We start from the raw sequence: 25139 nt of genomic DNA, 5'->3' as shown, positions 1-25139 counted from the left end.
ACCTCAGGAGGGCACGATGAAAGCACTTGTCTACGACGGCCCGGGATCCCGGAAGTGGACCGAGGTCCCCGACCCGGTCATCGCCGACGCCGAGGACGCCGTCGTCCGCGTCGACGCCGTCACGATCTGCGGCACCGACCTGCACATCCTCAAGGGCGACGTACCGAGCGTGGCGCCCGGCACGGTGCTCGGCCACGAGGCCGTCGGGGTGGTCGAGCAGACCGGCCCGGGCGTACGTGACTTCGCACCTGGCGACCGCGTGCTCATCTCCTGCATCAGCAGCTGCGGACGCTGCCGCTACTGCCGCACCGGCAGCTACGGCCGGTGCACCGGAGGCGGCGGCTGGGTGCTCGGCCACCTGATCGACGGCACCCAGGCCGAGCGCGTGCGGGTGCCGTTCGCCGACCACTCGATGCACCACCTACCGCGCAAAGTCGACGACGTGACGGCCGTGCTGCTCGCCGACATCCTGCCGACCTCCTACGAGGTCGGTGTGCGCAACGGTGAGGTCAGCCCCGGCGACACCGTCCTGATCGTCGGTGCCGGCCCGATCGGTCTGGCCGCGATCGCGACCGCCCGGCTCTACAGCCCGCTGCGGATCGTCGTCGTCGAGCCGGGCGAGGCCCGGCGCAAGAGCGCCGAGGCCTTCGGCGCCGACGTCACGCTGGCCGATGCCGAGGAGGCACGCGCCTGGGTCCGGGACAACACCGCCGACGGCGTCGACGTCAGCATCGAGGCCGTCGGCGTGCCCGAGACCTTCGAGCTGTGCGCCGAGCTGGTCCGTCCCTGTGGCCATGTGGCGAACGCGGGCGTCCACGGGCGCAGCGCGGTACTCAGCCTCGAGGCGCTGTGGGACCGCGACGTCACGATCACCACCGGACTGGTCGACACGAGCTCGACGCCGATGCTCCTGTCGATGCTCGCGGCGGGGCGGATCGCGCTCCCCGACCTGGTGGCGCACCGGTTCGGGCTGGCGGAGATCCAGGACGCGTACGACGTCTTCACCGATGCCCAGGAGACCGGGGCGATGAAGGTCGTGCTGTTCGGCGATGACGCCGATCTCACCGATGCGTGACGGGGAAGGAGCTCAGCCGAGGGGCACCGACCACTCCACCACGGTGCCCTTCGGCGAGGCTGGCTCCACAGTGCACCAGCCACCTCGCATCTCGGCACGTTGGCGCATGTTGGCCAACCCGCTCTCCACCACGTCGGCGGGGACGCCGACGCCGTCGTCGCGCACCCGGAGCACGAGGTCGGCGCCCGCCGAGAGCGACACCTCCACCTCGCTCGCGTGCGCGTGACGCACGGTGTTCGACAGTGCCTCGCCGAGAACCGCCACGACGTCCTTGGTGACCTCGGGCGTGGACCGGAGCCGGACCGGACCTGAGAAGATGAGCGCCGGACGGAACTTGAGCGACTCCGCAGCCCGGTTGACCACATCGGTGACCTGGGACTGGATGTCACCGCTGTGCTCGGGGGCGCCGAGCTCGAAGACCGCACGCCGGAGATCGCGGATGGTGTCGTCGATGTCATCCACGGCCTTGTCGAGGCGGGCGCGAAGCTTGGGGCTCTCGGCCAGGTTGAGCCCGCCCTGCAGCCGCATTCCGATGACGAAGAGCCGCTGGATCACGATGTCATGGAGGTCGCGTCCGATCCGGTCGCGATCGTCGTAGACGGCCAGCCGCTGGCGCTCCTCGCGGTTCTGCGCGAGCCGGATGGCCAGCGCGACCTGCTCGGCGAACGCGTTGGCGACGGCCAGATCCACGTCCTGTGCCTGGTCGGCGTGCTCGCGGCGCCAGGCGAGCGCGAGCACGCCCACCGCGTTCATCTCCTCGGAGGGGTCGGTACGTCCCAGGGGCACGAGCACGCCAGGCCCGATGTCGGTCAAGTCGATGACGGCGGCCGCGCTTCCGCCACCGGCGGCGGTCGCGATGTCCTCCACGATCATCGGCGTGCCGACGCCGATCGCCTGGCCGGCGACAGACTCGCGCAGCGGCGCGTTCTTCAAGGCCTCGACGTCGACGTCGGTCCCGGAGACCACCTCCACCCGCAGCCGTTCGGCGCTGGGTCCGGTGACGATCCAGGAGACGTCGGCACCGGAGACCTCGCGGGCCCGGTCGGCCACCAGTTGAAGGGTGGTGGTGCGGTCGATGTCACCCATCAGCGCACTGGTGATCTCGGCCCGGGCGTCGAGCCACCGGCTGCGGCGGGCAGCTTCCTCGGCCAGCAGGGCGTTCTCGATCGCGACGCCGGCGGCGGCGGCGAGGGCGACCACGATGTCCTCGTCCTGGTCGGTGAACTCGTCGCCGTCGATCTTCTCGGTGAGGTAGAGGTTGCCGAACACCTTCTCGCCGATGCGGACGGGGACGCCGAGGAAGGAGTGCATCGGCGGATGATTCGCGGGGAACCCGTAGGAGGCCCGATGCGCGGTGATCTCAGGCAGCCGGAGCGGCTCCGGGTGGTCGATCAAAAGGCCGAGCACGCCGTGTCCGCTCGGTAGGTCGCCGATCAGGATCTGCTCGTCCACGCTGAGCCCCTGGCTGATGAACAGGCGCAGCCGGCGGTCGCCGGCGTTGGCCAGGACTCCGAGCGCGGCGTACTTCGCACCGGCCAGGGCCCCGGCGACCTTGACGATCCGATCCAGCAGCTCGTCGATGGAGAGCCCGGCGCCCATCGTGACGATGGCATCGAGCAGCAACCGCCACCGCACCTGCTCGTCGCGGGCATCGGTGACCCTGTCGAGCACTTCGGTCAGCAGTTCGTCGAACGGTGCGCCGTGCACTGTTGCTTCGGTCGTGGAGCTCGATCCACGACGCTGCCGGGGCGGTGTGCGTCCCACATCGACCCTCCCCATCGGATGAGTGGTACGCCCCCCAACCTATCCCCCTTGCAATGTCCTGGTCACCAGAATCGCAGCTTGGGTGCGGCTCTCCAGGCCCAGCTTGGCGAGCAGGGACGAGACATAGTTCTTCACCGTCTTCTCCGCGAGGTGCATCTCATTGCCGATCTGACGGTTCGTCAGACCCTCTCCGATGAGCTCCAGTATCCGGCGCTCGTGATCGGTCAGGTGCTCGAAGGCCGAGTTGGTCTTCGGTCCGGTGCGGATCCGCTCGAGGACCTGCGCGGTGACCGCGGGATCCAGCATCGACTTGCCCGCGGCGACCTGGCGAACGGTCTCGACGAGGTCGGCGCTGCGCACCTGCTTGAGCAGGTAGCCGGATGCACCGGCCATGATCGCGGAGAACAGCGCGTCGTCATCGTCGAACGAGGTGAGGATCAGCGCGGCGATGCTCGGGTCGACCGAACGGACATCACGGCACACGTCGATGCCCGAGCCGTCCGGGAGCCGGCCGTCGAGGATGGCGACGTGGGGCCGCAGCGCCGGGATCCGGCGTCGGGCCTCGTCGGCGAGGCCCGATTCGCCCACGACGACGATGTCCTCCTCGTCCTCGAGGAGGTCCTTGATCCCCCGGCGGATCACCTCGTGGTCGTCGAGCAGGAAGACCCGGATGGGGTCCGCTGCGCTCTCTGGCGCTGCTGATTCGGTCACCTGGTCAATCTACGACCGAGGACGGCCGACGCCAATGCGCGTCGGGCCCGCATGCCGAGGACCATGGTCCCTAGACGTACCCGCGCCCGTGCGGACTCAGCCGAGCGCATCGAAACCCGCATAGAGCGCTTTCCCGACATGGGTGCTCACCGCCGCGCCACTGCTGCGGTCGCCCGCGCTCACTGCTGACCCGTTCCGACGGGACTGGGCTCCGGCTCCGGCTCCGGCTCGGGCTCCGGCTCGGGCGCCACCGACTCACCCGACGGCATCGACGGCTCCGGGGGGACCAGACCAGCCGGATCGCTCCCACCCTGGTCGAGTCGGAACGGCGGGTAGGTGTCGGTCATCAGGCAGACGTACGCCGCGACCCTGACCGCCCACCGGTCGATACCGAGGACGAGGTCGAAGATGCCCTGGGGATAGCGACGCCCGAACAGCATCGCCACGCCGGCGAAGAGGACCAGCAGTCCGACGACCCCGCTCCCCCAGGACCAGGCGACGGCGTCGGTCCCCTGGGTCGCGTACAGGCCGCTTCCCAGGAAGAAGGCGAGGATCATCAGGTGCGGGATCGCCAGCAACCACGACTTCACCAGGACCAGGCCGCGAGAGAGCTTCTCGGGGTAGGCGATCTGGAGACGGGCCGGGTAGTCGGGGACGTCCTCGAGCGTGAACGGCGGATACCTGTCGGTGCCGAGAGCGGCGTAGCCGTAGTAGTCGACCCGCCAGGTCCAGCGCATCACGCCGAGGTTGAAGTCGAAGATCGTTCGCGGGTAGCGACCGGTGAACAGGATGGCGAACCAGGCGATCACGGTGAGCACGGCGAAGGCGATCCAGAGGAAGAGCAGGATGACGTAGTGCGGGATCAGCAACAACCACTTGACCAGCCACAGCGCGCGGCTGATCCCGGAGTCGAGGCGTCCCTCCAGCACGACCGGGGATTCGATTGAGTTCATACCTCCACCCTCCGCGCAGTGCGGGCCGACGGCATCGGACCAAGGTCCTCGGGTGGGGGACGTGCGCCACTGCCCGTGCACAGGCGGGCGGACGGAAGGTGGTGCCACTGGCAGGACGCAGAGGGCGCACGCCAGAGGAAGGATGTGAGCCAGATGCGAGCAGCAGTCGTGTACGAGTCGATGTTCGGCAACACCGCGACGATCGCCACCGCGGTTGCCAACGGACTCGGGAAGGCCGGCGTCCAGGTCAAGGTGATCCCGGTGGCACTTGCCGGCGACGACCTGCTCCGCGACCACGACCTCGTCGTGATCGGGGCGCCGACGCATGCGCTCGGGCTGAGCAGACCCAGCACCCGCGCCGATGCCGTCCTCCAGGGCGCTCCGGCCGAGGTCGAGGCACGCGGCGTCCGGGAGTGGCTCGCGGAGCTGAAGGACGCCGAACCGAAGTCGGTGCGCATCGCCACCTTCGACACCCGGGCGCGGGCGATGCGCCACCTCCCGGGCTCGGCCGCCCGGCACGTGGCCCATCTGCTGCGCCGCCGCGGCTACGACGTACCTCCGGCGACGAGCTTCTATGTCGCCGCCACCGTGGGACCCCTCGCCCACGACGAAGAGGCACGTGCCAGCGACTGGGCCGCGAACCTCGGCCACCAGCTGAAGCGGCAGGTGGCCTGAGACGTCGACATTCCCCGACGGCCACCTCGGGGCTGGCCCCGGTGCCGTACCCACAGCCGATCGAGGTCGGCTCCACCCGGCGTACGCTGCAGCACGACCTTCTCGGCGACAGCTCCTGTCCCCAGGTGCTGGTACGCATCGGCTGGCCGCAGCGCCACCACCGGCCGCTGCCCCCGACCCCGCGGCGTGCTCTGGACGACGTACTCCGCCACGAGAGCGCCGCCTCGTCGTGAGCTGCTGCTCGATCAGGTCGCCGATCGAACCGCCGCGTCGCCGGCAGGGGTGCGCCAGCCGCTCGGGACGACCGCGACCGGGACGGTGGCGCGATGCAGCAGCCGCCGGCTCACCGACCCCAGCGGCATCCGCCAGTGCCTGGCGTGGCCGGGTCTGCCGACCACCAGCAGCGCTGCGTCCTCGGCCAGACCGAGGATGACCTCTACCGGTGGGCCGGTCGGAGTGCGCTGAGTCACCGGGACGTCCTGGTAGAGCGCCCGTAACGGGGTCACCGCCGCATCCTGGCCGTCCGCGACGCGCTCCATCCACTCCTCCCCGCTGTCGAGGACCATGCGCGTGCCGGGCGGTGCCTGTGGCTGCCAGGCCGAGACCGCGATGAGCGGGAGGCCCTCCCCCTGCGCGTAGGCCAGGGCGAACTCCACCGCCTCCAGATGCGGTTCGAGCGCGTCGATCGCCACGACCACGGGGCTCTCCGTGCGGGGAGGCGACCAGCCGGGCGGCACGACCACGACCGGCACGCTCGCGTTCTGCGCGATCGTGATGGCCGTCGCCCCCACATAGGAGCCGCCGTTGCACTCCTCGTCTGCGCGGCCGATGACCACCAGCTCCCTGCCCAGCGACCGGGCGAGCAGGGCACTCTCCGATCCGACCAGGACCGAGGACGTGACGTACACGTCCGGATGGTCCTGGCGCACCTCCTCGACCAGCTCCGCCATCTCGTCGTTCGCGTCGGAGACGGAGCCACGCAGCGTACGTTCCCACGCCGGACCGGCGTCGTCGACGACGTGACACAGCTCGATCCCGAGACCGGTCGCCTCCGCATGCGCCACCGACCACTCCAAGGCTGGGGTGACTCCGAGCGGCCGGTCGGTCCCGACGAGCATCCTCGGCATCGACCGCCGCGTGCGGATGCGTCCTTCGGGCTCCTCGCTCGCCTCCGGCCCGGGCCCGTCGACCCGTTGACGTGCGTCCCGGATCAGCCCGACCGCAAGCTGTTCGAGGGCACGACTCGCGGCGAGCCTCTCCCCCACAGCCAGGTCCTGACCGGGACACAGACCCGCATCCCCGGTAGCGACCAATGCTTCTCGGCCGCTCGCGTGGAGCTTCGCCTCGGCGTGCACGGTGCCGTCCTCGCTGTCGAGGAACACGTCCACCGCCCACACCGTGCCGGCGTGGCGCTCCACCTCGGAGGGAGTTTGGGAACTCACCGATCAGCTCCCGTCGTGCTCGATGGCGACCCGGGTGGCCTTCTGCTCCTCGGTGGCGTACGGAACACGCACGTCCAGCACTCCATCAGATCCGCGAATGGGTTGGTCGGGCGCTTGATGGTGCTCATCTGTCCTCCATGAGTCTATGGGCGCCCGTACGGCGCCTTCCCCCTCAGTCTTGTTCCGGTCCGGGCGGAACTCAGGAGACCTTGGTCACCCGCGCCGGGACCTCCGCCGCCTGCCCTGGAAGGGAGTCCGCGGTGCTCGCCCCACCGAACGTCGTGACCATCACCCTGAACCCGGCACTGGACGACTCCTTCTCGGCGCCGAGGCTGGGTCCGGGCAGAAAGATGCGGGGCAGCACACCTCGGATCGACCCTGGCCAGAAGGCCGACCGCGGTCGACTGCTCGACGCCGAGATCGAAGTGACCCAGGTCTGCGGGGAACTGTGCGGTCTCGGCCGCGTGCAGCGGGGAGTTCTCTACGTTCATGGCGCCTCGGGCGCGGGAGGAACCACCTCGACGGGGCAGCCGGACTCACGCAGCAGTGCGTGCCCGGTGCCACCCAGACGCCGCAGCGGGAACGCATGCCCACGTCGGCCGATGACGAGCAGGTCGGCGCCCTTGGACTCGTCGGCGATGACCTGGGCGGGCTGTCCCTGGCGGATCTGGATCCAGGCCTCGGTCCCGACCGCGTGCGGCGCCAGCTGCCGTGCCCGGTCGAGGGTCTGCATCAGGCGGTGACGAGCATCCGCCTCCCAGGCGGCCTGGTCGTGTTCCAGCGTGGTGTCGTAGAAGACGGCCGGCAGCTCCCACGCATGCACTAGAACCAGCTCGCCACCCCGGTCGGCGGCCTCGCCCAGCGCGTGGGCGACGAGCTCGGCGCAGGCATCCGGGTCCGTGACGGCGACGACGACCCGGGCGGTGTCCTGGCCGGGAGACCACACCGTCGGAACGACCACGACAGGCACCGGCGCACGGGAGGCGACCCGGCCGGTCACCGAGCCGGTCACGAGGCGGGACAGGCCGTGGCGACGCTCGTCGCCGAGCACCACCATCCGGGCGTCGGCGGCCGCGTGAACGAGCTCCGCGACCGCGCCACCGTCCCGAAGCGTCGTGGTCACGTGGTCGGCACCGACGAGGTCGGCGGCCAGCTTCTCGGCCCGCTCCAGAATGGCCTCGCCGGCCTCACGCACCTGGTCCGCCAGTCCCTCATAGCCGTACGGGTAGAAGACGCCGGTCGCGACCGCAAGGTCCACCACGTGGACGAGCCACAGGTCGGCGCCATCTCGTCGGGTCGCGGCGTAGCGGATCGCCGCTCGGCCACCCTCTCCCCCATCGATGGCGACCAGGATCCGGTCGTGCTCGGACATGTGCCCTCCTTGGGAGCTCGGCACGCGCGTCCGGCTCCCGGGTCTCAAATCTCGTCGGGTCTACCGCAGCGCGTCAGGGCCTTCGGTGCCGCGCGCGGAGGACCTAGGTCCGTTGGGTTCCGTCCGCGTCTGCGTCATCGCTGCACCTGAGTGCCCGACGTACCGGCGAGCACTCCGTCGATCTCGTCGAGAGAGCCGATCGCCGAGCGCCGGCCGGTCCGTCGGGTGAAGGTGGAGACTGCTTCGACCTTCGGACCCATCGATCCTGCGGGGAACCACATCGAGGACAGCTCGGCGACGCTCACCTCGTGCAGCACCTTCTCGGCGGGACTGCCGAAGTCCCGGATCACGCCCTCCACGTCGGTGATGACGAGCAGCAGGTCGGCGCCGAGCCTCTCCGCGGCGAGGGCAGCCGCCCGGTCCTTGTCGACCACCGCGTCGACGCTCTCGTATCGTCCGTCTCGCTCCACGACCGGCACTCCCCCGCCACCGGCGAGCACGACGGTCACGCCTGCGTCGAGGAGCCGCGCGGCCACCGGGAGCTCGACGATGTCATCGGGAGACGGGGAGGCGACCACGCGTCGCCAGCCACCGTGGTCGGCCTTGATCGTCCAGCCGTACCTGCCGGCGAGGCGACGCGCCGACAGCTCGTCGTAGAACTGGCCGATGAACTTGGTCGGCACCCGGAACGCCCCGTCCTCCGGATCGACGACGGTCTGGCTGACGAGCGTCGCCACCTCGCCTGCCATCTCGGCGAGGAGCGCCTGCTGGAGCCAGAGCCCGATGAGGCCCTGGGACTCCGCGACGAGGTCGGCCAGCGGATAGGGCTCCGAGAGGCTGGGGTCCGAGCCGCTCTCGAGTGCCAGCAGACCGACCTGGGGGCCGTTGCCATGGACCACGACGACCTGGTGCTCGCGGGCGATGTCCGCCAGCGCGGCCGCAGCCGCTGCCACGTGCCGGCGTTGGGGTGCCGCGTCCGGCCGCTCACCACGTCGCAGCAGGGCGTTGCCTCCGATGGCGACGACGATCCTCACCTCGGCGCCTGCACTCGTCCGGCCGAGGTCGCGGCGGGCACCGCCTCGCTGGTGTGCCGACGGTTCCCCGGGCAGGGAAGGGACATGGCGGTCTCCTGGGTCAAAGGGTCGTGGACGGGTCCAGCACACTCCGATGGCGACCTCCGCAGGAGTGCCGAAGGTCTCCCCGGCTCGGGACCTTGCGCTCATGACCGACCTTCCCGGCCGGACGAGGCTGGCCCCATGAACGACCAGCACTCGCAGCGGGGATGACCATGCTTGTCCGCGAGATCATGACCCCGTCCCCGGTCACCGCACGGAGAGGCACCCCCGTCAAGGAGGCGCTCGCTCTGCTCCGCGACCACCACATCACCGCCCTGCCGGTGGTGACGTCCGCGGGCCGGGTCTGTGGCGTCGTCGCCGAGATCGACATGATCCGCGACCGCGTCCTGCAGGACCCCCGCGCGCACGTGCTCCCACCGGCGCCGGTGAGCGACCGGCCCGCGGCGTACGTCGAGGATGTGATGAATCCGGTGACGATCGCCGTGCGCGCGAGCGCGGAAGTCGCCGTGGCGGTCGACATCATGGCCGACCGGGCGCTGAAGAGCCTGCCGGTCCTCGATGACGACGACGTTCTCGTCGGGGTCATCAGCCGCAGCGACGTGGCCAGCGCCCTGGCCCGGGACGACGACACGATGGTTCGGGACCTGACGGCGCTCGTCAGCGAGCTCGGCCACCCCGACTGGGTCGTCGACGTCGCCGACGGAAGCGCCGTGATCGTCGGGCCGGCGACGCCGAAGGAGCGCGCCCTGGCCGAGTCCGCGGCAGCGACCGTGCCTGGAGTCACCCGGATACGTACCGACTCACAACAACCACGTACCGAGGAGTGATCGCACCATGAAACGCACCCTGATCCCAGCAGCAGCGGCGGCCATCGCCACCGTCGCACTCGCCGTCCCGGCGTCGGCAGCAACCGGTGACGGGCAGGAGTTCGGGCACCACGTCGTCCACTGCACTCGGGCCGTGGGCTTCGACGGCACCCACAACCCGGGCATGCACCAGGGCTTCAGCGGCTTCACCGCCGGTCACATGTGCATGATGGCCGGCTGACCAGATGTCCGCCGACACCACACCCGCTCCGATCGTCGTCGGCATCCTCGATCCGGAGGTCGAGACGGCACTCCTGGAGTACGCCGGCCGGCTGGCCGCGACCAGCGGCCACCCGCTGCGGCTGGTGCATGTCGTCCAGGCGAACGTCCTGTTCGGAGATCCCATCCTCGGCCTCCCCGGCGCGATGCAGCCCCAGTCGATGATCATCGACGACGCCGGGGTCGGGCGGCTGGCCGAACAGATTCTCGCCGAGGCCACCGAGGTCGCCCGAGACGTCGTCGCCGGCGCTGTCGAGGTCTCCTCCGAGCTGGTGCGCGGCCACGCTGCCCACGTCCTGATCGAGGAGTCGGAGGACGCACACCGAGTCGTCGTCCAGCGCCGCGGATTCTCACGCATCCACCGGATCTTCACGGGATCTATCTCGTCCCGCATCGCGGCACACGCCCACTGCCCCGTCACCGTGGTCCCCGAACGCTGGTCCGCCGAGGGCCGCACCGGGGTCGTCGTCGGCGTCAGCGACGACAAGTCCGACGGCCAGGTCCTGGGTCACGCCATCGAGGAGGCGACCCGGCTGGACGAGCCGATCACCGTGCTCCACGGACTCGACCTCCTCGCCTTCTATGGGGAGATGGTCGACCACGCCACCACCCGCGACTGGACCGCGCGTGGCGAGCGCTACCTGGCAGATCTCGTCGGCAGGGCCGGGCATCCGCGGACACCTCTCGCGACCCGGGTCTTCGCCGAAGCCCCTGCCGACGCCTTGGTGACCGCGAGCGAGCAAGCCCGCCTCGTCGTAGTGGGACGAGCCTCGCATCTCAACGCGTTCCCACATCTGGGCGGAGTGACCCGCGCGCTGCTCCGCGAGGCGGCCTGCCCGGTCGAGGTCCTCCCGCTGCCGAGGTGACCAGAGATCGCTGCCGTTATCCCTTCACCGCTCCCTCCAGACCCTCGCTGCGCAGGAAGAGCCGCTGGAAGAGGAGGAAGAAGAGGATCGGCAGCGCAGCGGAGATCGCCATCGCGGCCAGCAGGACCGAGAGGTCGGTGGTCGGGGCGATGGAGGGCAACCTGACCGCGATGGGCTGCTTGGCCGGGTCGGGCAGCACGATCAGCGGCCAGATGAAGTCCTTCCACGCGGCGAGCACGGCGAAGACCGACACCACCCCGAGCACCGGTCGCGACATCGGCAGGACCACCGACCAGAAGAGCCGGTACGCCCCGGCGCCGTCGATCCGCGCGGCGTCCAGGATCTCGCGGGGCAGACTGTCGAAGAACCGCTTCATGATCACCACGTTGAACGCCGAGGCGCCGGCCGGCAGGAAGGCTCCGGCGTACGTCCCGACCAGCGACCAGTGCACGACCGGCAGGCTCAGCACGGTGAGGTAGAGCGGGACGAGCAGCAGCACGATCGGCACGAACATGGTGGCGAGCACGGCTCCGTAGAGGATCCGCCCGAACCGCGGCCGCAGCACCGAGAGCGCGTAGCCCGCGGTCGTGGCGACCACCACCTGCACGGCCCAGGACCCGGCGGCGATGACCACGGTGTTGACCAGGTAGGCCGACAGGCCGAGCTCGGTCCAGGCCTGCGACAGGATCGAGAGGTCCGGCCCGTTCGGCCACAGTGAGATCGGCGAGCGCAGCGTGTCCTGGGTGGGCGTGACCGCCGACTTCGCCAGCCACAGCAGCGGCCCGAGGCAGACCACCACCAGCGCCAGGAGCGTCGCCAGCTGTACGCCGCGAAGACTCCAGCGCACCGGCGTACGCCGCCGGTCGAGGGAGGAGACGAAGCTCATCAGTCGCTCCATCCGCGAGTCAGCCGGAAGTAGGCCCACGACAGCAGCGCCAGCCCGACCGCCATCATCAGGCTCAGCGCGGTCGCCGGGCCGTAGTCGCCGCCGCCGGTGGTGCTGCCGAAGGCGTACTCGTAGATCAGGAGCAGCAGCGTCAACGACGCGTGCGAAGGCCCGCCGCCGGTGAACAGATAGGGCTCCAGGAAGACCTGGGCGGTGCCGATGATCTGCAGGATCAAGGTGATCAGCAGCACCGGGCGCAGGTGCGGGAGAGTGACGTGCCAGACCTTGCCGAGCACTCCCGCTCCGTCGGCCGAGGCGGCGTCGTAGAGCTCCTGCGGCACCGTGGTCAGCGCTGCGAGATAGATGATCACCGTGCCACCGGCCGCGGCCCAGGTCGCCTCCATCACCAGCGATGGCAGCACCCAGTCGGCCGACTCCAGCCACGGCACCGGCCCGAGCCCGACCCAGCCCAGCATCGTGTTGAACACTCCCCCGGACCCGGCGTCGTAGAAGGTCTTCCACAGCAGCACCGCCACCGCGGGCGGCACCACGACCGGCAGGTAGGCCAGGCAGGCGTACAGCCCGCGCAGCCTGCGCAGCGAGCTGAAGACCACCGCCATGACCAGCGGGATCGGATAGCCGAAGACGAACGCGATCGCCGCGAAGACGGCCGTGTTGCGCAGCGCCACCGGCAGCAGCGGGTCGGAGAGCACCGTGCGGAAGTTGTCCAGGCCCACCCACTCGGCGGGCCCGACGAGGTTGGTCTCCTGCAGGCTCATCACCACGGTACGGGCGATCGGCCACCACGAGAACAGCCCGAAGACGAGCAGCATCGGCAGCAGGAAGACCAGGGTCGCCGCGCTGCCGCGCCACCACCTCGCGACCCCGGCGACGAGGGACGTACGCCGGCGAGCCGGCCCTCTCACGAGGGCCGGCCCACCCACCCGGGACATGTCAGCGACCACGCTCAGCCCTTGTCCAGGATCTGCTGCACGGAGGCGTCGGCATCCTTCAGCAGCGCGGGGATGTCGGCGTTCTCGTCGCTGAGCACCTTCTGCACGACCGGGTCGAGCGCGCCGTAAACGGCCTGCGTCTGTGCGGGCGGCTCGGCGACCAGCGTGAGGTCGAACATCCTCGAGGTGTAGCCGGTCATCTGCTCCAACGGCACGTTGACGTAGTCCTTCACCCAGCCCTGGTAGGTCGTGTACGACGCCTCGTCGAAGATCGGGAAGGTCGGCGTCCCCACGGGCTGCTCGGCCGCGGTCTGGGTCTTCGCGTCGGCGACGGCCGCGGACTCGTCGGTGTACTTGCGGACCCGGAAGAAGTCCGCCCACGCGACGGCCGCCTCGGCCTCTGCCTCGGTCGCCTTGGCGCTGACGACGTTGACCGAGCCTCCGCCGAGCGCGCCGGCGTCGGCCGAGTCGCCCATCGGGACCGCAGTGAGCCCGTACGTCTCCGGGTCGATCGCCGAGGTCGTGACGAGGGAGTTGTAGACGTCGGATCCGCTGATGTACATCGCAACCTTCCCCGCCGCGAACGCCTGGTTGATGCTGTTCCAGTCGTAGGAGGTGTTGCCGGAGAACGACTTGTCGGTCCAGCGCATGTCGTGCAGCAGCTGCAGCGCTTCCTCGGTCTGCGGGTTGTCGACGGTCGCGGTGAACGTGTCACCGTCCTGCGTCTCCATCCGGCCGCCGAGGGCGTAGGTCAGGGTCGTGAGGATCCAGCCACCGGTGTTGGAGCTGGTCATCTCGGCGTACCCGGTGGCACCGGTCCTGTCGTGGATCTGCTTGGCGGCCGCGCGCAGCTCCTCCCAGGTGGTCGGCGGCTTGTCGGGGTCGAGGCCGGCCTTCGTGAACAGGTCACGGTTGTAGTGGAGCGCGTTGGCGTAGACGTCGGAGGGCAGCCCGTAGACCTTCCCGTCGGTGCCCTGCGCCGCGGCCAGCACCGTCGGGTTGAGCTTGTCGAAGTAGGGCAGCTCGCGGACCTCGGCGTCGACGTCGGCGACCTGCTTGCGCTCGACGAGGCCCTTGGTGTCGGTGAACGGCACCCGGAACGAGATCGGCAGCGTCCCGCCGGCGAGCTGGGCGGGGAACGTCTGCGCGTTCCACTGCCACTCCACCGGCTTCACGGTGATGTCGGGATGCTCCTTGTTGAAGGCCGCCGCCTGCGCCTTGACGGCGTCGATCGTGGCCTGCTTGTCGCCGGGGCGCCAGCCCTCGACGGTGATCGTGACGCCGTCGCCGTCGTCCGACGTCTCACCGCAAGCGGCGAGCGAGCCGAGCACGACAGCCGCGACCGCGGCGAGCGCGACGCTGCGCAACCGAGTGGTTCTCATGGTCTGTCTCCTGGATGTTGTGGTGGGGTCTCAGGTCGTGGGCCGCAGCCATACCGCGGCATCGGGAACGAGCCGGCCCGCCTCGAGCGGCGAGCTGGCCAGCCAGACGTGGTCGCTGCTCGGCAGCTCCACGGGCGTGGCGGTCAGGTTGACCACGCAGGCGAAGTGGGTGCCACGGCGGAAGGCGAGGATCCCGGGGTCGGTGTCGATCCAGCTGAAGTCACCCGCGACCAGGTCGGGGTGAGTACGCCTGATCAGCAGCGCCATCCGGTGCAGCGACAGCATCGAACGGGGGTCGGCCGACTGCGCCTGCGCCGTCAGCCGCGCCCAGCCCTCGGGCTGCGGCAGCCAGGTCTTCACGCCCGGTGGGCTGAAGCCGTACGGCGGCCGGTCCCCGCTCCACGGCAGGGGCACCCGGCAGCCGTCCCGGCCGGGGTCGACACCGCCGCTGCGGAAGTGCATCGGGTCCTGGATCCGGTCCGGCGGGATGTCGGCTTCGTCCAGGCCCAGCTCCTCGCCCTGGTAGAGGTAGTACGCCCCGGGCAGCCCCATCGCCAGCATCGCCGCCGCCCGCGCCCGCCGTTCGCCGAGCGCCCGGTCGGTCGGGGTGCCGAAGCGCTTGGTCTCGAACGAGAACGCGGTGTCCGCACGGCCGTAACGGGTCACCGGCCGGGTGACGTCGTGGTTGGAGAGCACCCAGGTGGCGGGCGCATCGGCCTCACCGTGCACGCGCAGCGTCGTCTCGATGGAGGTACGCAGCGCCTCGGCGTCCCACGGCGCGGTCATGAAGTCGAAGTTGAACGCCGCGTGCAGGACGTCGGGGCGCAGGTAGCGGATGAACCGGGCGGTGTCGGGGAGCCAGACCTCGCCGATCAGAGCCCGGTCGGTGCCGTACTCCTGGGCGATCCGGCGCCAGCCGCGGTAGATCTCCTGGAGCTCCTCGCGGTCGACGTACGGGTGCTCGCCCGGTCGCGGGTCGGCGGGGACGTCGGGGAGGGCCGGGTCCTTGGCGAGCAGGGCGGCGGAGTCGATCCGGATCCCGGCGACGGCCCTGTCGAACCAGAACCGCAGGATCTCCTCGTGCTCGCGGCGTACGTCCTCGTGCTGCCAGTTGAGGTCGGGCTGCTCGGCGGAGAAGAGGTGCAGGTACCACTGCTCGGGGACGCCGTCGGGCGTCGTCAGCCGCGTCCATGGCGTGCCGCCGAACTCCGAGGTCCAGTCGTTGGGCGGCAGCTCGCCATCGGCTCCGCGGCCGTCTCGGAACCAGAACCGCTCCCGTTCGGGGGCACCGGGTCCGGCGGCGACCGCGGCCCGGAACCATCGGTGCTGGTCGGAGACGTGGTTGGGGACGATGTCGATGATCGTGCGGATGCCGAGCTCGAGGGCGTCCTGGATCAACGCCTCCGCCTCGGCGAGGTCGCCGAAGATCGGGTCGATCGCGCGGTAGTCGGCGACGTCGTAGCCCCCGTCGGCCATCGGCGATGGAAACCACGGCGTGAACCAGATCGCGTCCACCCCGAGGTCGCGCAGATACGTCAGACGCGCCCGTACGCCGGCCAGGTCACCGGTGCCGTCGCCGTTGGCGTCGGCGAAGCTGCGCGGGTAGATCTGGTAGATCGCCGCGGAGCGCCACCAGTCGGCGGGGCGCTCGGTGAAGACCGGGAGCGCCACCGGTGCCGGCTCGCTCCGTCGAGGTTCCGTGGCGGTCACGGGCACTCCGTTCTCAGCAACTCACACGTTCATGTGACCGCCGTCACCTTGACGGCGTGCAGCGACCGTAGAGCCAGCCAATGAAAGTGCGCAAGAACTTGACAGAGCGTAATTAATTTCAGGACTTTGCGCGCTGACTTGCGGGTCCGGTCGAGCGCCGGACCACCAGCTCACCCTCGAAGAGCAGCTCGTCGACCGGCCCGAGCGTGCCGTCGATCTGGCTCACCAGGAAGTCGACGGCCGCCCGTCCCATCGCCTCGATCGGCTGCCGGATCGTGGTGAGCGGCGGGTCGGCGAACGCCATGAACGCCGAGTCGTCGAAGCCGATCACCGACACGTCAGCGGGCGTCGAGAGCCGAGCCCGCCGGACCGCCCTCACCGCCCCCAGAGCGAGCGGGTCGCTGGCGCACACGATGCCGGTCGCACCCTGCTCGACCAGCCGCGCCGCGGAGGCCTGCCCGCTCTGGAGCGAGTAGAGGCTGCGTACGACCAGATCCTCGTGGAACGGCACGCCGGTCCGGTCGCAGACGACACGGAAGGCGGCCAGCTTGCGCTCGGACGGAACGTGGTCGCGCGGGCCCAGGACCAGGCCGATCCGCTCGTGCCCGAGCGAGATCAGGTGCTCGGCGGCCTGCTCCATCGCATCGGCGTCGTCGCAGACCACCCGGGGAAACGGCAGATCGTCGATGGCCGCGTTGATGAGCACGACGGGGAGGTTGCGGCCGGCGAGACGGTCGTAGTGAGCATGGTCCGCGTCCCGCTGTGCGTAGGCGCCGCCGGCGAAGACGACGCCGGCCACCTGCTGCTCGAGGAGCAGGTCGACATACTCCGACTCGGTCACGCCACCGGCGGTCTGCGTGCACAGCACCGGGGTCAGACCCTGCTGGGCGAGGTGGGCGCCGAGGACCTCGGCGAGCGCCGGGAAGATCGGGTTCTGCAGCTCGGGCAGGACCAGGCCCACCAGCCTGGCACGCTCGCCACGAAGCTTCACCGGCCGCTCGTAGCCGAGCACGTCGAGCGCGGTCAGCACCCGCTCGCGGGTCGCCTCCGAGACCCCCGGCTTGCCGTTCAGCACCCGGCTCACGGTCGCCTCGGAGACCTTGGCTCGGGCGGCTGCGTCGGCAAGACGTCTACTCATGAACGCAAGAATATAACTGCTTTACGCAAGCTGTCTGCAAGCAATGGCGTCCTTGACGCTCAATTCAATAAGTGATTTAGTCACTTCCTGTGACCAGCAACACATCATCGCTCTCTGAACGCATCGCCGACGGCATCGTCGCCATGATCGAGGCCGCGGGCCTGGAGCCGGGCGACGCCCTGGCTTCCTCGCGCGAGCTGGCCAAGCGGTTCGAGGTGACCACACCGACGATCCGGGAGGCGCTGCGCCGTCTCGAGGCGACCGACGTGATCCGCTTCCGGCACGGGTCGGGCACCTACGTGAGCGGCGGGGTGAACCGGCGCCTGCTGGTCAACCCGCATGTCTCGGAGTCGCGCAGCGAGTCGGTCCTCGAGCTGCTCGACGCCAGGATCGTGCTCGAGCCGCCGGTCGCGGCGGCCGCGGCCTCGGCGCGCACCGACGACGACCTGGCCGCGCTGACGCTCTCGGCCGACAACTCGCTCAAGCCGCAGTTCGCCGACGAGCGGCCCGAGCTGCACTTCCACGTCGCGCTCGCCGGCGCCTCGGGCAACCTGCTGCTGCGCGAGACGATCGAGGCGCTGCTGCAGGTGAGGGCCCGCGACCAGATCGAGATCCGGCACCGCTACACCGACCGGGACCGTGACCACGCCGACCACCTCCGGATCGTCGAGGCCGTACGCGACGGCGACGCCGACGCCGCGGCCGCCCTGACCCGCGAGCACCTGCTCGCCATCCGCGACGCGATCGCCTCCACCCTCGGCCCGGAGCAGGGCCGATGACCGCGAAGCTCGCCGAGATGACCACCCTCGAGGCCGCAGCGGCCGCGCAGGGCAGGACGGTCGTGGTGATCCCCGTCGGCGCGTTCGAGCAGCACGGCGCCGGACTGCCGCTCGCCACCGACCAGATCCGCGCCGAGGCCCTCGCCGACGCGGTGGCCGAGGCCCTGCCCGGCAAGATCGTCATCGGCCCGGGCGTACCGGTCGGCGTCTCGCCCCACCATCAGGCCTTCGCCGGCACGGTGAGCCTGCGCCCGGCGCTGTTCGCCGCCGTCGTACGTGAGTACGTCGAGTCGCTGGCCGGCCACGGCTGGCGCCGGTTCCTCGTGGTGACCGGGCACGGCGGCAACAACGCCACCCTCGGCACCCTCGCCCAGGAGCTGCTGCGCGACCGGCCCGACCTGGAGCTCGCCTGGGCGCCGGTGACCGCGCTGGCCAAGGACGCCGTGGCCACGATGGAGCTCACTGCGGTGTCCGGTCACAGCGGCGAGGCCGAGACCGCCCAGATGCTGCACATCGCCCCGCATCTCGTACGCCACGACCTGCTCGCACCGGGGACGACCACGCCCGACCAGCTCGACCCGTTCGCGCGCCTCGCGCGATCGGTGAACCACCCCGCCGTGGCCCTCCCCTACGACCGCCTCTCCCCCAGCGGCGTGCTCGGCGACCCACGTCGCGCCACCGCCGAGGACGGCCGCGCCATCCTCGCCGAGGCCACCGACCGCATCGTCGCCTTCATCAAGGAGTGGCTCGACACCTAGGCCACCCGCCCCCTCCAGCTCGGGACCCGACCGGGACGCACGCCGCGTCGCCGGGCGATCCAGCACACCCAATCGCACCGAACTGCCCCGAAAGGAGCACGACATGTCCCCACGACACCTCCGCCTGCTGGCGCCGGCGGCCGCGGTCGCAGCGGTAGCCGCGCTGTCCCTGGTCCCGACCGCCACCGCGCTGACCCATGCCTCCCAGGACCGATCGACCGCCGCGAGCACCCGGCCCACCCCCTGTGCCAAGCCCACCGAGCAGGAACCCGACAGCAGCCAGAAGTACGAGCTGACCAGCGGCGACCTCGAGCGTAGCTACGTGCTCCGTCTGCCCGAGGGCTACGAGCGGCGCGCGGACTGGCCGCTGATCGTCGCCTATCACGGCCGCGGAAGCACCGGCGTCGAGGTCGAGGGCTACTCCGAGCTCTCCGACCTCCCCGCCGTCGTCGCCTACCCCGACGGCGCCATCGGCACCGGGTCGGGCTATCGCAAGGCCTGGCAGGGCGCACCGTACGAGGCACCCGGCGTCGACGACGTCGCCTTCACATCCGACCTGCTCGCCGCGATCGAGGCCGACCACTGCATCGACACGACCCGCGTCTACGCCACCGGGAAGTCCAACGGTGCCGGCCTGGCCGCCCTCCTCGCCTGCCGGCTGCCGGGCACGTTCGCCGCCGTCGCCCCGGTCGCACCCGCCCTCTATCCAGGCACCCGGACCGGCTGCGCCGAGGCACCGCCGACGCCGATCCTGGAGATCCACGGCGTCGCGGACGCGACCATCCCCTACGCGGGCGACGCCGACCGTGACCTGCCCGCGATCCCGGAGTGGGTCCAGGGCTGGGCCGACCACAACGGGTGCACCGCCTCCGCCACGCGCACCAACCGCGACGTCGAGACCACCCGGTGGTCCGGGTGCGACCAGGGCGCCGAGGTCCAGCACGTCGCCGTCGACGGCGGCGGCCACGTCTGGCCGGGCGGCGACATCTACTCAGGTGGCGGCCACGTCACCCACACCATCGAGTCCGCGACGGTGATCTGGGACTTCTTCTCCCGACACCGCCTCACCAGCGAAGGGTGACCCCCATGACCAGCACCACCACACCCACCGGCAGCGACAGGCTGCCGTGGATCATCCGCGCCATGGGCGTGATCGAGCGCGTCGGCAACGCCCTGCCACACCCGTTCTGGCTCTTCTGGATCCTCGCCGCGATCCTCGCCGTGATCAGTGCCATCTGCGCGGCCGCCGGCGTCTCGGTCGTCTCTCCCGGCGACGGGGAGGAGGTCGTCGTCCAGAGCCTGCTCAGCGGCGAGGGCCTGGCGATGGCGGTCTCCACGATGGTCTCCAACTTCGCCGAGTTCCCGCCGATGGCGACCATCGTCGTGGTCATCATGGGTGTCGCCGTCGCCGAGCGCACCGGGTTCCTCACCGCCGCGATGAAGACCGGCATCTCCCGGGTGCCCGTCGGCTGGGTGGTCTTCGCCGTGGCGTTCACCGGCACCGTCGCCCACGTGGCCTCGGCCGCTGCGTACATCATCCTGGTCCCCCTCGGCGGTCTCGCCTTCCGGGCAGTGGGGCGGTCCCCGATCCTCGGGATCGTGGTCGCCTACACCGCGATAGCCAGCGGGTACGACGCCAGCCCGATCCCCACGCCCAACGACGCGATCTTCGCCGGCATCACCACTGCCGCGGCTCAGATCGTCGACGAGAGCGCGTACGTCTCCCCCGTCAGCAACTGGTTCTTCAACATCGCGTCCTCGGTGCTGCTCGCCGCGGTGATCACGCTGATGACCAAGTTCGTCCTCTCCAAGCGGCCCGACCTCGACGCCGACGAGGATGCCGACGACGGCGACTTCGGCACGCTCGAGCTCGACGGCCGTGAGCGCCGGGCGCTGCGCTGGTCCCTGCTGAGCCTGCTGGTCGCGATCGTGGTCGTCGCAGCCGTCGTGATCCCACCAGGCTCTCCCCTGCGCGGCGAGGACGGGTCGCTGACCGAGTCGCCGTTCCTCACCGGGATCGCCGCGATCGTCGCGGTGCTCTTCGGCCTCGCCGGCACCGTGTACGGCACGCTGTCCGGTTCGATCACCAAGCCCGGTGACGTGCCGGCGCTGATGGGCCAGGGGATCAAGCAGATGGCACCGGTGCTGGTCCTGTTCTTCGCGATCGCCCAGTTCCTGGCGTACTTCGAGTGGTCCAACCTCGGCGACGTGCTCGCGGTCAACTCCGCCGAGGCCCTGGAGACCAGCAACATCCCGGTGTGGGTGGTCTTCCTGCTCGTCCTGGCGCTGCTCAGCATCGTCAACATCATGGTCACCAGCGGCTCGGCGATGTGGTCCATCGCCGCGCCCGTCCTGGTGCCGATGCTGATGCTGCTCTCGGTGCCGCCGGAGACCACCCAGGCACTCTTCCGGATCGCCGACTCCGGCTCCACCGCGATCACCCCGATGAGCCCGTACTTCGTGATGGCTCTGGGCTTCCTGCAGCGCTACCGCAAGGACGCCGGCATCGGCACCCTCGCCTCCTACACGCTGCCGCTGGCCATCGCGATGAGCCTGGCCTGGACGGCCCTGTTCTTCCTCTGGTGGGCCCTCGGCATCCCGCTCGGCCCGGGTGCCCCGGTCCGCTGATCCGCTGCGACGAGGCCCGGCGACCTGTCGAGGTCGCCGGGCCTCTGCCACGCCTTCGGGAGTCGATCAGGCGAGCCGCTCCAGCAGCGCCTTCGCGGTCGAGACGCTGGACTGCGGGTTCTGTCCGGTGATCAGGGTGCCGTCGACGATCACGGTGTCGCTCCACGGCTCGCCGGTCTCGACGATGCCGCCGGCCGTACGCATCCGCTGCTCGACCGAGAAGGGGATGCTGTCGCCGTAGCCGCCCTGCTGCTCCTCGGTGTCGGTGAAGCCGGTCATCCGGCGGCCGCGGAAGAGCCAGCCTCCCTCGCCGGTGGCGGCGAGGAGGCCGGCGACGCCGTGGCAGAGCGCGACGACCGGTCGGCCGGCGGAGTCGGTGGCAGTCAGGAGCGCGGCGAGCGAGGCGTCCTCGACCAGGTCCGTCATCGGGGCGTGGCCGCCGGGGATGTAGACGGCGTCGTACGCGGCCGGGTCGATGTCGGCGAGATCGAGCGGGTGGGCGAGCTGCTTCTCGAGAGTGTCGAGGTAGGCGCGGAACCGCTCGGCGTCCTCGGGCTGGACGCCGCCCTGCTCGCTGAGAGAGAGCGCGTCGACCGTCGGCGCCCTGCCGCCGGGGGTGGCGATGTCGATCTCGACGCCGGCTCCGGCGAGCGTCTCGTGGGAGGCGGCGACCTCTTCGGCCCAGAAGCCGGTCGGGTGCTCGGTGCCGTCGGCGAGGACGAGGGTGTCGGCCGCGGAGACGACCATCAGTACGCGAGTCATGAGGTTCTTCCTTCTTGTTCGGTTCGGTGATGACGTAACGACGACTCTCGCCGGATTCACTCCCGAACCTCGTCGTGCGGTCATAATGATTTCTATGACCTCGCTCGATCTCTGGGAGGCGTTCGCGCATGCCTACCGGGAGCGCTCGATCAGCGCCGCGGCCCGTCGCCTCGATCTCTCCCAGCCCGCGGTGACCGCCCGGATCCGCAAGCTCGAGGACGACCTCGGGGCCGTCCTGTTCGAGCGCTCCCGCACCGGCCTGGTGCCCACCGGACGTGCCGACGCGCTCGCCACCCGGATCACGCCACTGGTCGACCAGCTGCGCGGTGCCGTCGGCACCGAGTCCTCGATCGGGCCCGGGAGCATCCGGATCGGCGGCGCCGCCGACGTGATGGCCACCCGGATCGTGCCGGCCCTCGCACCGCTCGTACGCGACGGCCTCGACGTCTCGGTGACCACCGGTCTCGCCCAGGAACTCCTCGACGACCTGGCCCAGGAGCGCCTGGACCTCGTCGTCTCCTCCGTACGCCCCGGCGACGAGCGGCTGCGGTCGACGGCACTGGTCGACGAGGAGTTCCTCCTGGTCGCGGCGCCGGCGATCGCAGGACAGGTCGATCCCGCCGAGCTGGCGCAGGACCCGGTGCGCGCGCTCGCGGCCATACCCCTGGCGGCCTACTCCCCCGACCTGCCGATCATCCGGCGCTACTGGCTCACCGAGTTCGACGAGCGCCCCACCAACCGCACCGCGCTCGTCCTGCCCGACCTGCGCGGCATCCTCCGCGCCGTCGTCGCCGGCATCGGCGCCTCCGTGCTGCCCCGCTACCTGGTCGACGGAGCCCTCGCCGACGGCACCGTCGTACGCCTCCACGAACCCAGGCTCGGGCCGCTCAACACCCTCTGGCTCGTCACCGGCCCCAGCGCACCACCGGCCGTCGGCCACGTCTGCCGACGTCTGAGCGCGGAAGCCGCCGGATGGCCCAGCACCTGACCCGCCGCGATCCCGACCCGCCTCAGTAGCCCTTGCCCGGGTTGAGGATGCCACGCGGATCGAGGGCGGACTTGATCGCGTGATGCACACCGAGCACGTCGGGTCCGACCTCGCGGGCGAGCCAGGAGCGCTTGAGCAGGCCGATGCCGTGCTCGGCGGTCACGGTGCCGCCGAGGTCGAGGGCGATGCCGAAGATATCGTCGCCGGCAGCGAGGACCTCTTTCGGGACCGGGCCGGTCGGGTAGCCGATCAGGGGGTGCAGGTTCCCGTCCCCGGCGTGGGCGAAGGAGTAGATGCGTACGCCACGGCGCCGGGCGACCTCTTCGACGCGGACGAACGCCTCGGCCAGGCGCGAGCGAGGGACGCAGATGTCCTCGATCAGCACCGAGCCCTTGGTCTCGATGGACGGCAGGGCGAGGCGGCGGGCCTCGACCAACCGGGCCGAGGTCTCCTCGTCGACGCCCTGCTCGACCCATGTCGCCTCCTTACCGAGCACCTCGCCGATCGCCTCGATCTCGGACTCCGCGGCCGGGCCGTCCGCCTGGGCGATCACCAGGGCGCCGCCGCGTTCGGCGTAGGCGGTCCCCTGGGCGTCGTCGACGACCTGGAGGGTGGCCTGGTCGAGCAGCTCGAGCATGGCCGGCTCGCGCCGGTCCTGGGCCAGGGCGGCGCAGGCCCGGGCGGCGGCCTCCACTCCCGCATAGGCCGCCGCGACGGTCAGGGTCCGCTCCGGCAGGGGCCGAAGGCGTACGGTCGCCCCGACCACCACGCCGAGGGTGCCCTCGGAGCCGACGAAGAGGCCGGTGAGGTCGAGGCCGGCGACGCCCTTCAGGGTCGCCCGGCCAGTGCTGATCAGGGTGCCGTCGGCGAGCACGACCTCGAGGCCGAGCACGGCGTCGCGGGTGACGCCGTACTTCACGCAGCGCAGCCCGCCCGCGTTGGTGGCGACGTTGCCGCCGATGGTGGAGACGGCGGCCGAGGCCGGGTCGGGGGCGTAGCGCAGGCCGTGCTCGCCGGCGGTCCGGTCGAGGTGGGCGGTGATCACTCCGGGTTCGACATGAGCGGTCTGGTCGACCGGGTCGAGCGAGATGATCCGGTCCATGCCGCTCACGTCGAGCACGAGCATGCCGGGGGCGGCGACGGCGCCTCCGGCCAGGCCGGTGCCCGCACCCCGAGGGACGACGGGTACGCCGTGCGCGGAGGCCAACCGCAGCGTGGCCCGTACGTCCGCGACCGAGGTCGCGCGGACCACCACGTCGGGCACTCCCTCGGCCACGATCCCGGACCGGTCGACGGCGACCGCGGCAAGGAACGACTCCTCCGTCGAGACCGTCGGAACCGCCGCGGTCAGCTCGGCCAGGAACCCAGCGGGGAGGGTCACCGGCCGACCTGCCGCACGATGACCGGAAGGTCCGCACCCAGCTTGAGCCGCTCGAGGAAGAGGATCACCGTGGCCGCGACGGAGCGGTGGCTGACATCGTTGAGGATGTCGTGACGGCCGCCCTCGACGACGTGCTGCTCGACGGTCTCCGCGCCCACCCACGGCTTCAGCGCCTCACCGACCGGGGTGACCCGGTCGTCGCGGCCGTGGATGAGCAGCAGCGGCATCTCGGGCACGCTCAGCTCGACCTCGTCCCACGGCAGCGGATCCGCCAGAGCACCTCGCGCGAAGCCGGCATCGGCCGAGATCGTCCCGCGATAGGTCGGGCAGGCGCTGCGTACCTCCAGCTCGTCCTCCCACTCCGCGTCCACCTCGGCACTCGTCGCGGGAAGCGCGAGACCGGCGATGACGGCGGCGTCGACCGGCAGCTCGCCGACGAGCAGGGCGGCGAGGGTGGCACCGGTGTCGGAGCCGACGAGCACCTTCGGCGCGGGCAGCGCCTCATCGGCCACCAGCACCTCGGCCGCCGCTCGAGCGGCGTCGAGGTCGCCAGGATCCACCTCCACGATCCGCACCTTGTAGGCGTCGGCGGAGACGCGGCGACCGAACCTGGCGTACGTCGCCGCGGTCTCACCCCGTCCGGTGAGCAGGATCAGGGTGCCGCGAGGTGCGACCCCTTCGGGCTCGTCCCAGGTGTGAGGCAGGTCGGTCACGGCGATGGCAGTCATGCCCACCATGCTCGGCGCGGCCTGCCG

At 70.9% G+C, this 25139-nt stretch carries 26 protein-coding genes; 11 read left to right on the top strand and 15 right to left on the bottom strand.

Features of this window, described 5'->3' with window-relative positions; translation table 11 throughout:
- Positions 1 to 16: 16 nt before the first annotated feature.
- On the top strand, positions 17 to 1075 hold the full coding sequence (locus ACIO3S_RS09065) for an alcohol dehydrogenase catalytic domain-containing protein (RefSeq protein WP_400461988.1): 1059 nt from the start codon (positions 17 to 19) through the stop codon (positions 1073 to 1075).
- Positions 1076 to 1087: 12 nt separating this feature from the next.
- Here the strand turns inward: ACIO3S_RS09065 and ACIO3S_RS09060 are convergent, their stop codons facing one another.
- The 3 genes from ACIO3S_RS09060 to ACIO3S_RS09050 form a co-directional block, all read right to left on the bottom strand.
- Positions 1088 to 2839: a GAF domain-containing protein gene (locus tag ACIO3S_RS09060; protein ID WP_400461984.1), complete on the bottom strand. Its 1752-nt coding sequence runs from the start codon at positions 2837 to 2839 to the stop codon at positions 1088 to 1090.
- Positions 2840 to 2878: 39 nt separating this feature from the next.
- Positions 2879 to 3550, bottom strand: coding sequence for a response regulator (locus ACIO3S_RS09055; RefSeq protein ID WP_400461981.1), 672 nt, complete (start codon positions 3548 to 3550; stop codon positions 2879 to 2881).
- A 179-nt stretch (positions 3551 to 3729) separates the two neighbouring features.
- The gene (locus ACIO3S_RS09050; RefSeq protein ID WP_400461978.1) at positions 3730 to 4503 is read right to left on the bottom strand and encodes a DUF4389 domain-containing protein; all 774 of its coding nucleotides are present in this window, start codon (positions 4501 to 4503) and stop codon (positions 3730 to 3732) included.
- Positions 4504 to 4656: 153 nt separating this feature from the next.
- Here ACIO3S_RS09050 and ACIO3S_RS09045 point away from each other — a divergent pair, with 153 nt between their 5' ends.
- Both ACIO3S_RS09045 and ACIO3S_RS09040 read left to right on the top strand, forming a co-directional pair.
- Positions 4657 to 5178, top strand: coding sequence for a flavodoxin family protein (locus tag ACIO3S_RS09045; RefSeq protein WP_400461975.1), 522 nt, complete (start codon positions 4657 to 4659; stop codon positions 5176 to 5178).
- A gap of 41 nt (positions 5179 to 5219) precedes the next feature.
- Entirely contained in the window at positions 5220 to 5411 is a 192-nt protein-coding gene (locus tag ACIO3S_RS09040; protein WP_400461972.1) for a hypothetical protein, read from the top strand.
- A 12-nt stretch (positions 5412 to 5423) separates the two neighbouring features.
- Here the strand turns inward: ACIO3S_RS09040 and ACIO3S_RS09035 are convergent, their stop codons facing one another.
- From ACIO3S_RS09035 to ACIO3S_RS09020, 4 genes are all read right to left on the bottom strand, one after another.
- Entirely contained in the window at positions 5424 to 6620 is a 1197-nt protein-coding gene (locus ACIO3S_RS09035; protein WP_400461969.1) for a universal stress protein, read from the bottom strand.
- A 199-nt stretch (positions 6621 to 6819) separates the two neighbouring features.
- Positions 6820 to 6984, bottom strand: a complete 165-nt coding sequence (locus ACIO3S_RS09030; protein ID WP_400461967.1) for a hypothetical protein — start codon at positions 6982 to 6984, stop codon at positions 6820 to 6822.
- A 123-nt stretch (positions 6985 to 7107) separates the two neighbouring features.
- Complete coding sequence (locus ACIO3S_RS09025; RefSeq protein ID WP_400461964.1) at positions 7108 to 7992, bottom strand: universal stress protein; 885 nt, start codon at positions 7990 to 7992, stop codon at positions 7108 to 7110.
- 134 nt (positions 7993 to 8126) lie between these two features.
- Complete coding sequence (locus ACIO3S_RS09020) at positions 8127 to 9026, bottom strand: carbamate kinase (protein ID WP_400461961.1); 900 nt, start codon at positions 9024 to 9026, stop codon at positions 8127 to 8129.
- 248 nt (positions 9027 to 9274) lie between these two features.
- Here ACIO3S_RS09020 and ACIO3S_RS09015 point away from each other — a divergent pair, with 248 nt between their 5' ends.
- Genes ACIO3S_RS09015 through ACIO3S_RS09005 form a run of 3 tightly spaced genes read left to right on the top strand, consistent with a single transcriptional unit; the run spans position 9275 to position 11019 of the window.
- Positions 9275 to 9895, top strand: a complete 621-nt coding sequence (locus tag ACIO3S_RS09015) for an HPP family protein (protein ID WP_400461958.1) — start codon at positions 9275 to 9277, stop codon at positions 9893 to 9895.
- Positions 9896 to 9902: 7 nt separating this feature from the next.
- Positions 9903 to 10115: a hypothetical protein gene (locus ACIO3S_RS09010; RefSeq protein WP_400461955.1), complete on the top strand. Its 213-nt coding sequence runs from the start codon at positions 9903 to 9905 to the stop codon at positions 10113 to 10115.
- Between the two features lie 4 nt (positions 10116 to 10119).
- On the top strand, positions 10120 to 11019 hold the full coding sequence (locus tag ACIO3S_RS09005; RefSeq protein ID WP_400461953.1) for a universal stress protein: 900 nt from the start codon (positions 10120 to 10122) through the stop codon (positions 11017 to 11019).
- A gap of 16 nt (positions 11020 to 11035) precedes the next feature.
- Here the strand turns inward: ACIO3S_RS09005 and ACIO3S_RS09000 are convergent, their stop codons facing one another.
- The 5 genes from ACIO3S_RS09000 to ACIO3S_RS08980 form a co-directional block, all read right to left on the bottom strand.
- Positions 11036 to 11905, bottom strand: a complete 870-nt coding sequence (locus tag ACIO3S_RS09000) for a carbohydrate ABC transporter permease (RefSeq protein WP_400461950.1) — start codon at positions 11903 to 11905, stop codon at positions 11036 to 11038.
- Entirely contained in the window at positions 11905 to 12831 is a 927-nt protein-coding gene (locus tag ACIO3S_RS08995) for a carbohydrate ABC transporter permease (protein WP_400461948.1), read from the bottom strand. Before ACIO3S_RS08995 ends, ACIO3S_RS09000 begins: the two co-directional genes overlap by 1 nt.
- 41 nt (positions 12832 to 12872) lie before the next feature.
- The gene (locus ACIO3S_RS08990) at positions 12873 to 14240 is read right to left on the bottom strand and encodes an ABC transporter substrate-binding protein (RefSeq protein ID WP_400461945.1); all 1368 of its coding nucleotides are present in this window, start codon (positions 14238 to 14240) and stop codon (positions 12873 to 12875) included.
- Positions 14241 to 14270: 30 nt separating this feature from the next.
- Positions 14271 to 15911, bottom strand: a complete 1641-nt coding sequence (locus tag ACIO3S_RS08985; RefSeq protein ID WP_400464588.1) for an alpha-amylase family glycosyl hydrolase — start codon at positions 15909 to 15911, stop codon at positions 14271 to 14273.
- A 157-nt stretch (positions 15912 to 16068) separates the two neighbouring features.
- Positions 16069 to 17088 (bottom strand): LacI family DNA-binding transcriptional regulator, encoded by a 1020-nt coding sequence (locus ACIO3S_RS08980; RefSeq protein ID WP_400461942.1) that lies wholly within the window; start codon positions 17086 to 17088, stop codon positions 16069 to 16071.
- A gap of 89 nt (positions 17089 to 17177) precedes the next feature.
- On the opposite strand from ACIO3S_RS08980, the gene ACIO3S_RS08975 reads away from it, so the two are divergent.
- The 4 genes from ACIO3S_RS08975 (at position 17178) to ACIO3S_RS08960 (ending at position 21253) form a co-directional block, all read left to right on the top strand.
- Positions 17178 to 17867 carry a FadR/GntR family transcriptional regulator gene (locus ACIO3S_RS08975; protein WP_400461939.1) on the top strand — a complete coding sequence of 230 codons (690 nt, stop codon included), beginning with the start codon at positions 17178 to 17180 and terminating at the stop codon, positions 17865 to 17867.
- Positions 17864 to 18625: a creatininase family protein gene (locus ACIO3S_RS08970; protein WP_400461936.1), complete on the top strand. Its 762-nt coding sequence runs from the start codon at positions 17864 to 17866 to the stop codon at positions 18623 to 18625. The genes ACIO3S_RS08975 and ACIO3S_RS08970 overlap by 4 nt, the downstream gene beginning before the upstream one ends.
- 103 nt (positions 18626 to 18728) lie before the next feature.
- A complete protein-coding gene (locus ACIO3S_RS08965; RefSeq protein ID WP_400461933.1) occupies positions 18729 to 19706 on the top strand; it encodes an alpha/beta hydrolase family esterase in 978 nt (325 codons plus the stop codon).
- Between the two features lie 5 nt (positions 19707 to 19711).
- Positions 19712 to 21253, top strand: a complete 1542-nt coding sequence (locus ACIO3S_RS08960; protein WP_400461930.1) for an AbgT family transporter — start codon at positions 19712 to 19714, stop codon at positions 21251 to 21253.
- Positions 21254 to 21319: 66 nt separating this feature from the next.
- Here the strand turns inward: ACIO3S_RS08960 and ACIO3S_RS08955 are convergent, their stop codons facing one another.
- Positions 21320 to 22015, bottom strand: a complete 696-nt coding sequence (locus ACIO3S_RS08955; protein ID WP_400461927.1) for a type 1 glutamine amidotransferase domain-containing protein — start codon at positions 22013 to 22015, stop codon at positions 21320 to 21322.
- A gap of 94 nt (positions 22016 to 22109) precedes the next feature.
- Here ACIO3S_RS08955 and ACIO3S_RS08950 point away from each other — a divergent pair, with 94 nt between their 5' ends.
- Positions 22110 to 23003 (top strand): LysR family transcriptional regulator, encoded by an 894-nt coding sequence (locus ACIO3S_RS08950; RefSeq protein ID WP_400461924.1) that lies wholly within the window; start codon positions 22110 to 22112, stop codon positions 23001 to 23003.
- Positions 23004 to 23025: 22 nt separating this feature from the next.
- On the opposite strand, the gene ACIO3S_RS08945 is transcribed toward ACIO3S_RS08950, so the two are convergent.
- Positions 23026 to 24384 carry an FAD-binding oxidoreductase gene (locus tag ACIO3S_RS08945; RefSeq protein WP_400461921.1) on the bottom strand — a complete coding sequence of 453 codons (1359 nt, stop codon included), beginning with the start codon at positions 24382 to 24384 and terminating at the stop codon, positions 23026 to 23028.
- Positions 24381 to 25112, bottom strand: coding sequence for an alpha/beta hydrolase (locus ACIO3S_RS08940; RefSeq protein ID WP_400461918.1), 732 nt, complete (start codon positions 25110 to 25112; stop codon positions 24381 to 24383). The genes ACIO3S_RS08945 and ACIO3S_RS08940 overlap by 4 nt, the downstream gene beginning before the upstream one ends.
- Between the last annotated feature and the right edge of the window lie 27 nt (positions 25113 to 25139).

It is taken from the genome of Nocardioides sp. NPDC087217 (genome assembly GCF_044744805.1).
GTDB lineage: Bacteria > Actinomycetota > Actinomycetes > Propionibacteriales > Nocardioidaceae > Nocardioides.
Note: the sequence above shows the minus strand (reverse complement) of the source record. Positions and strands in the feature narration are given on the sequence as shown.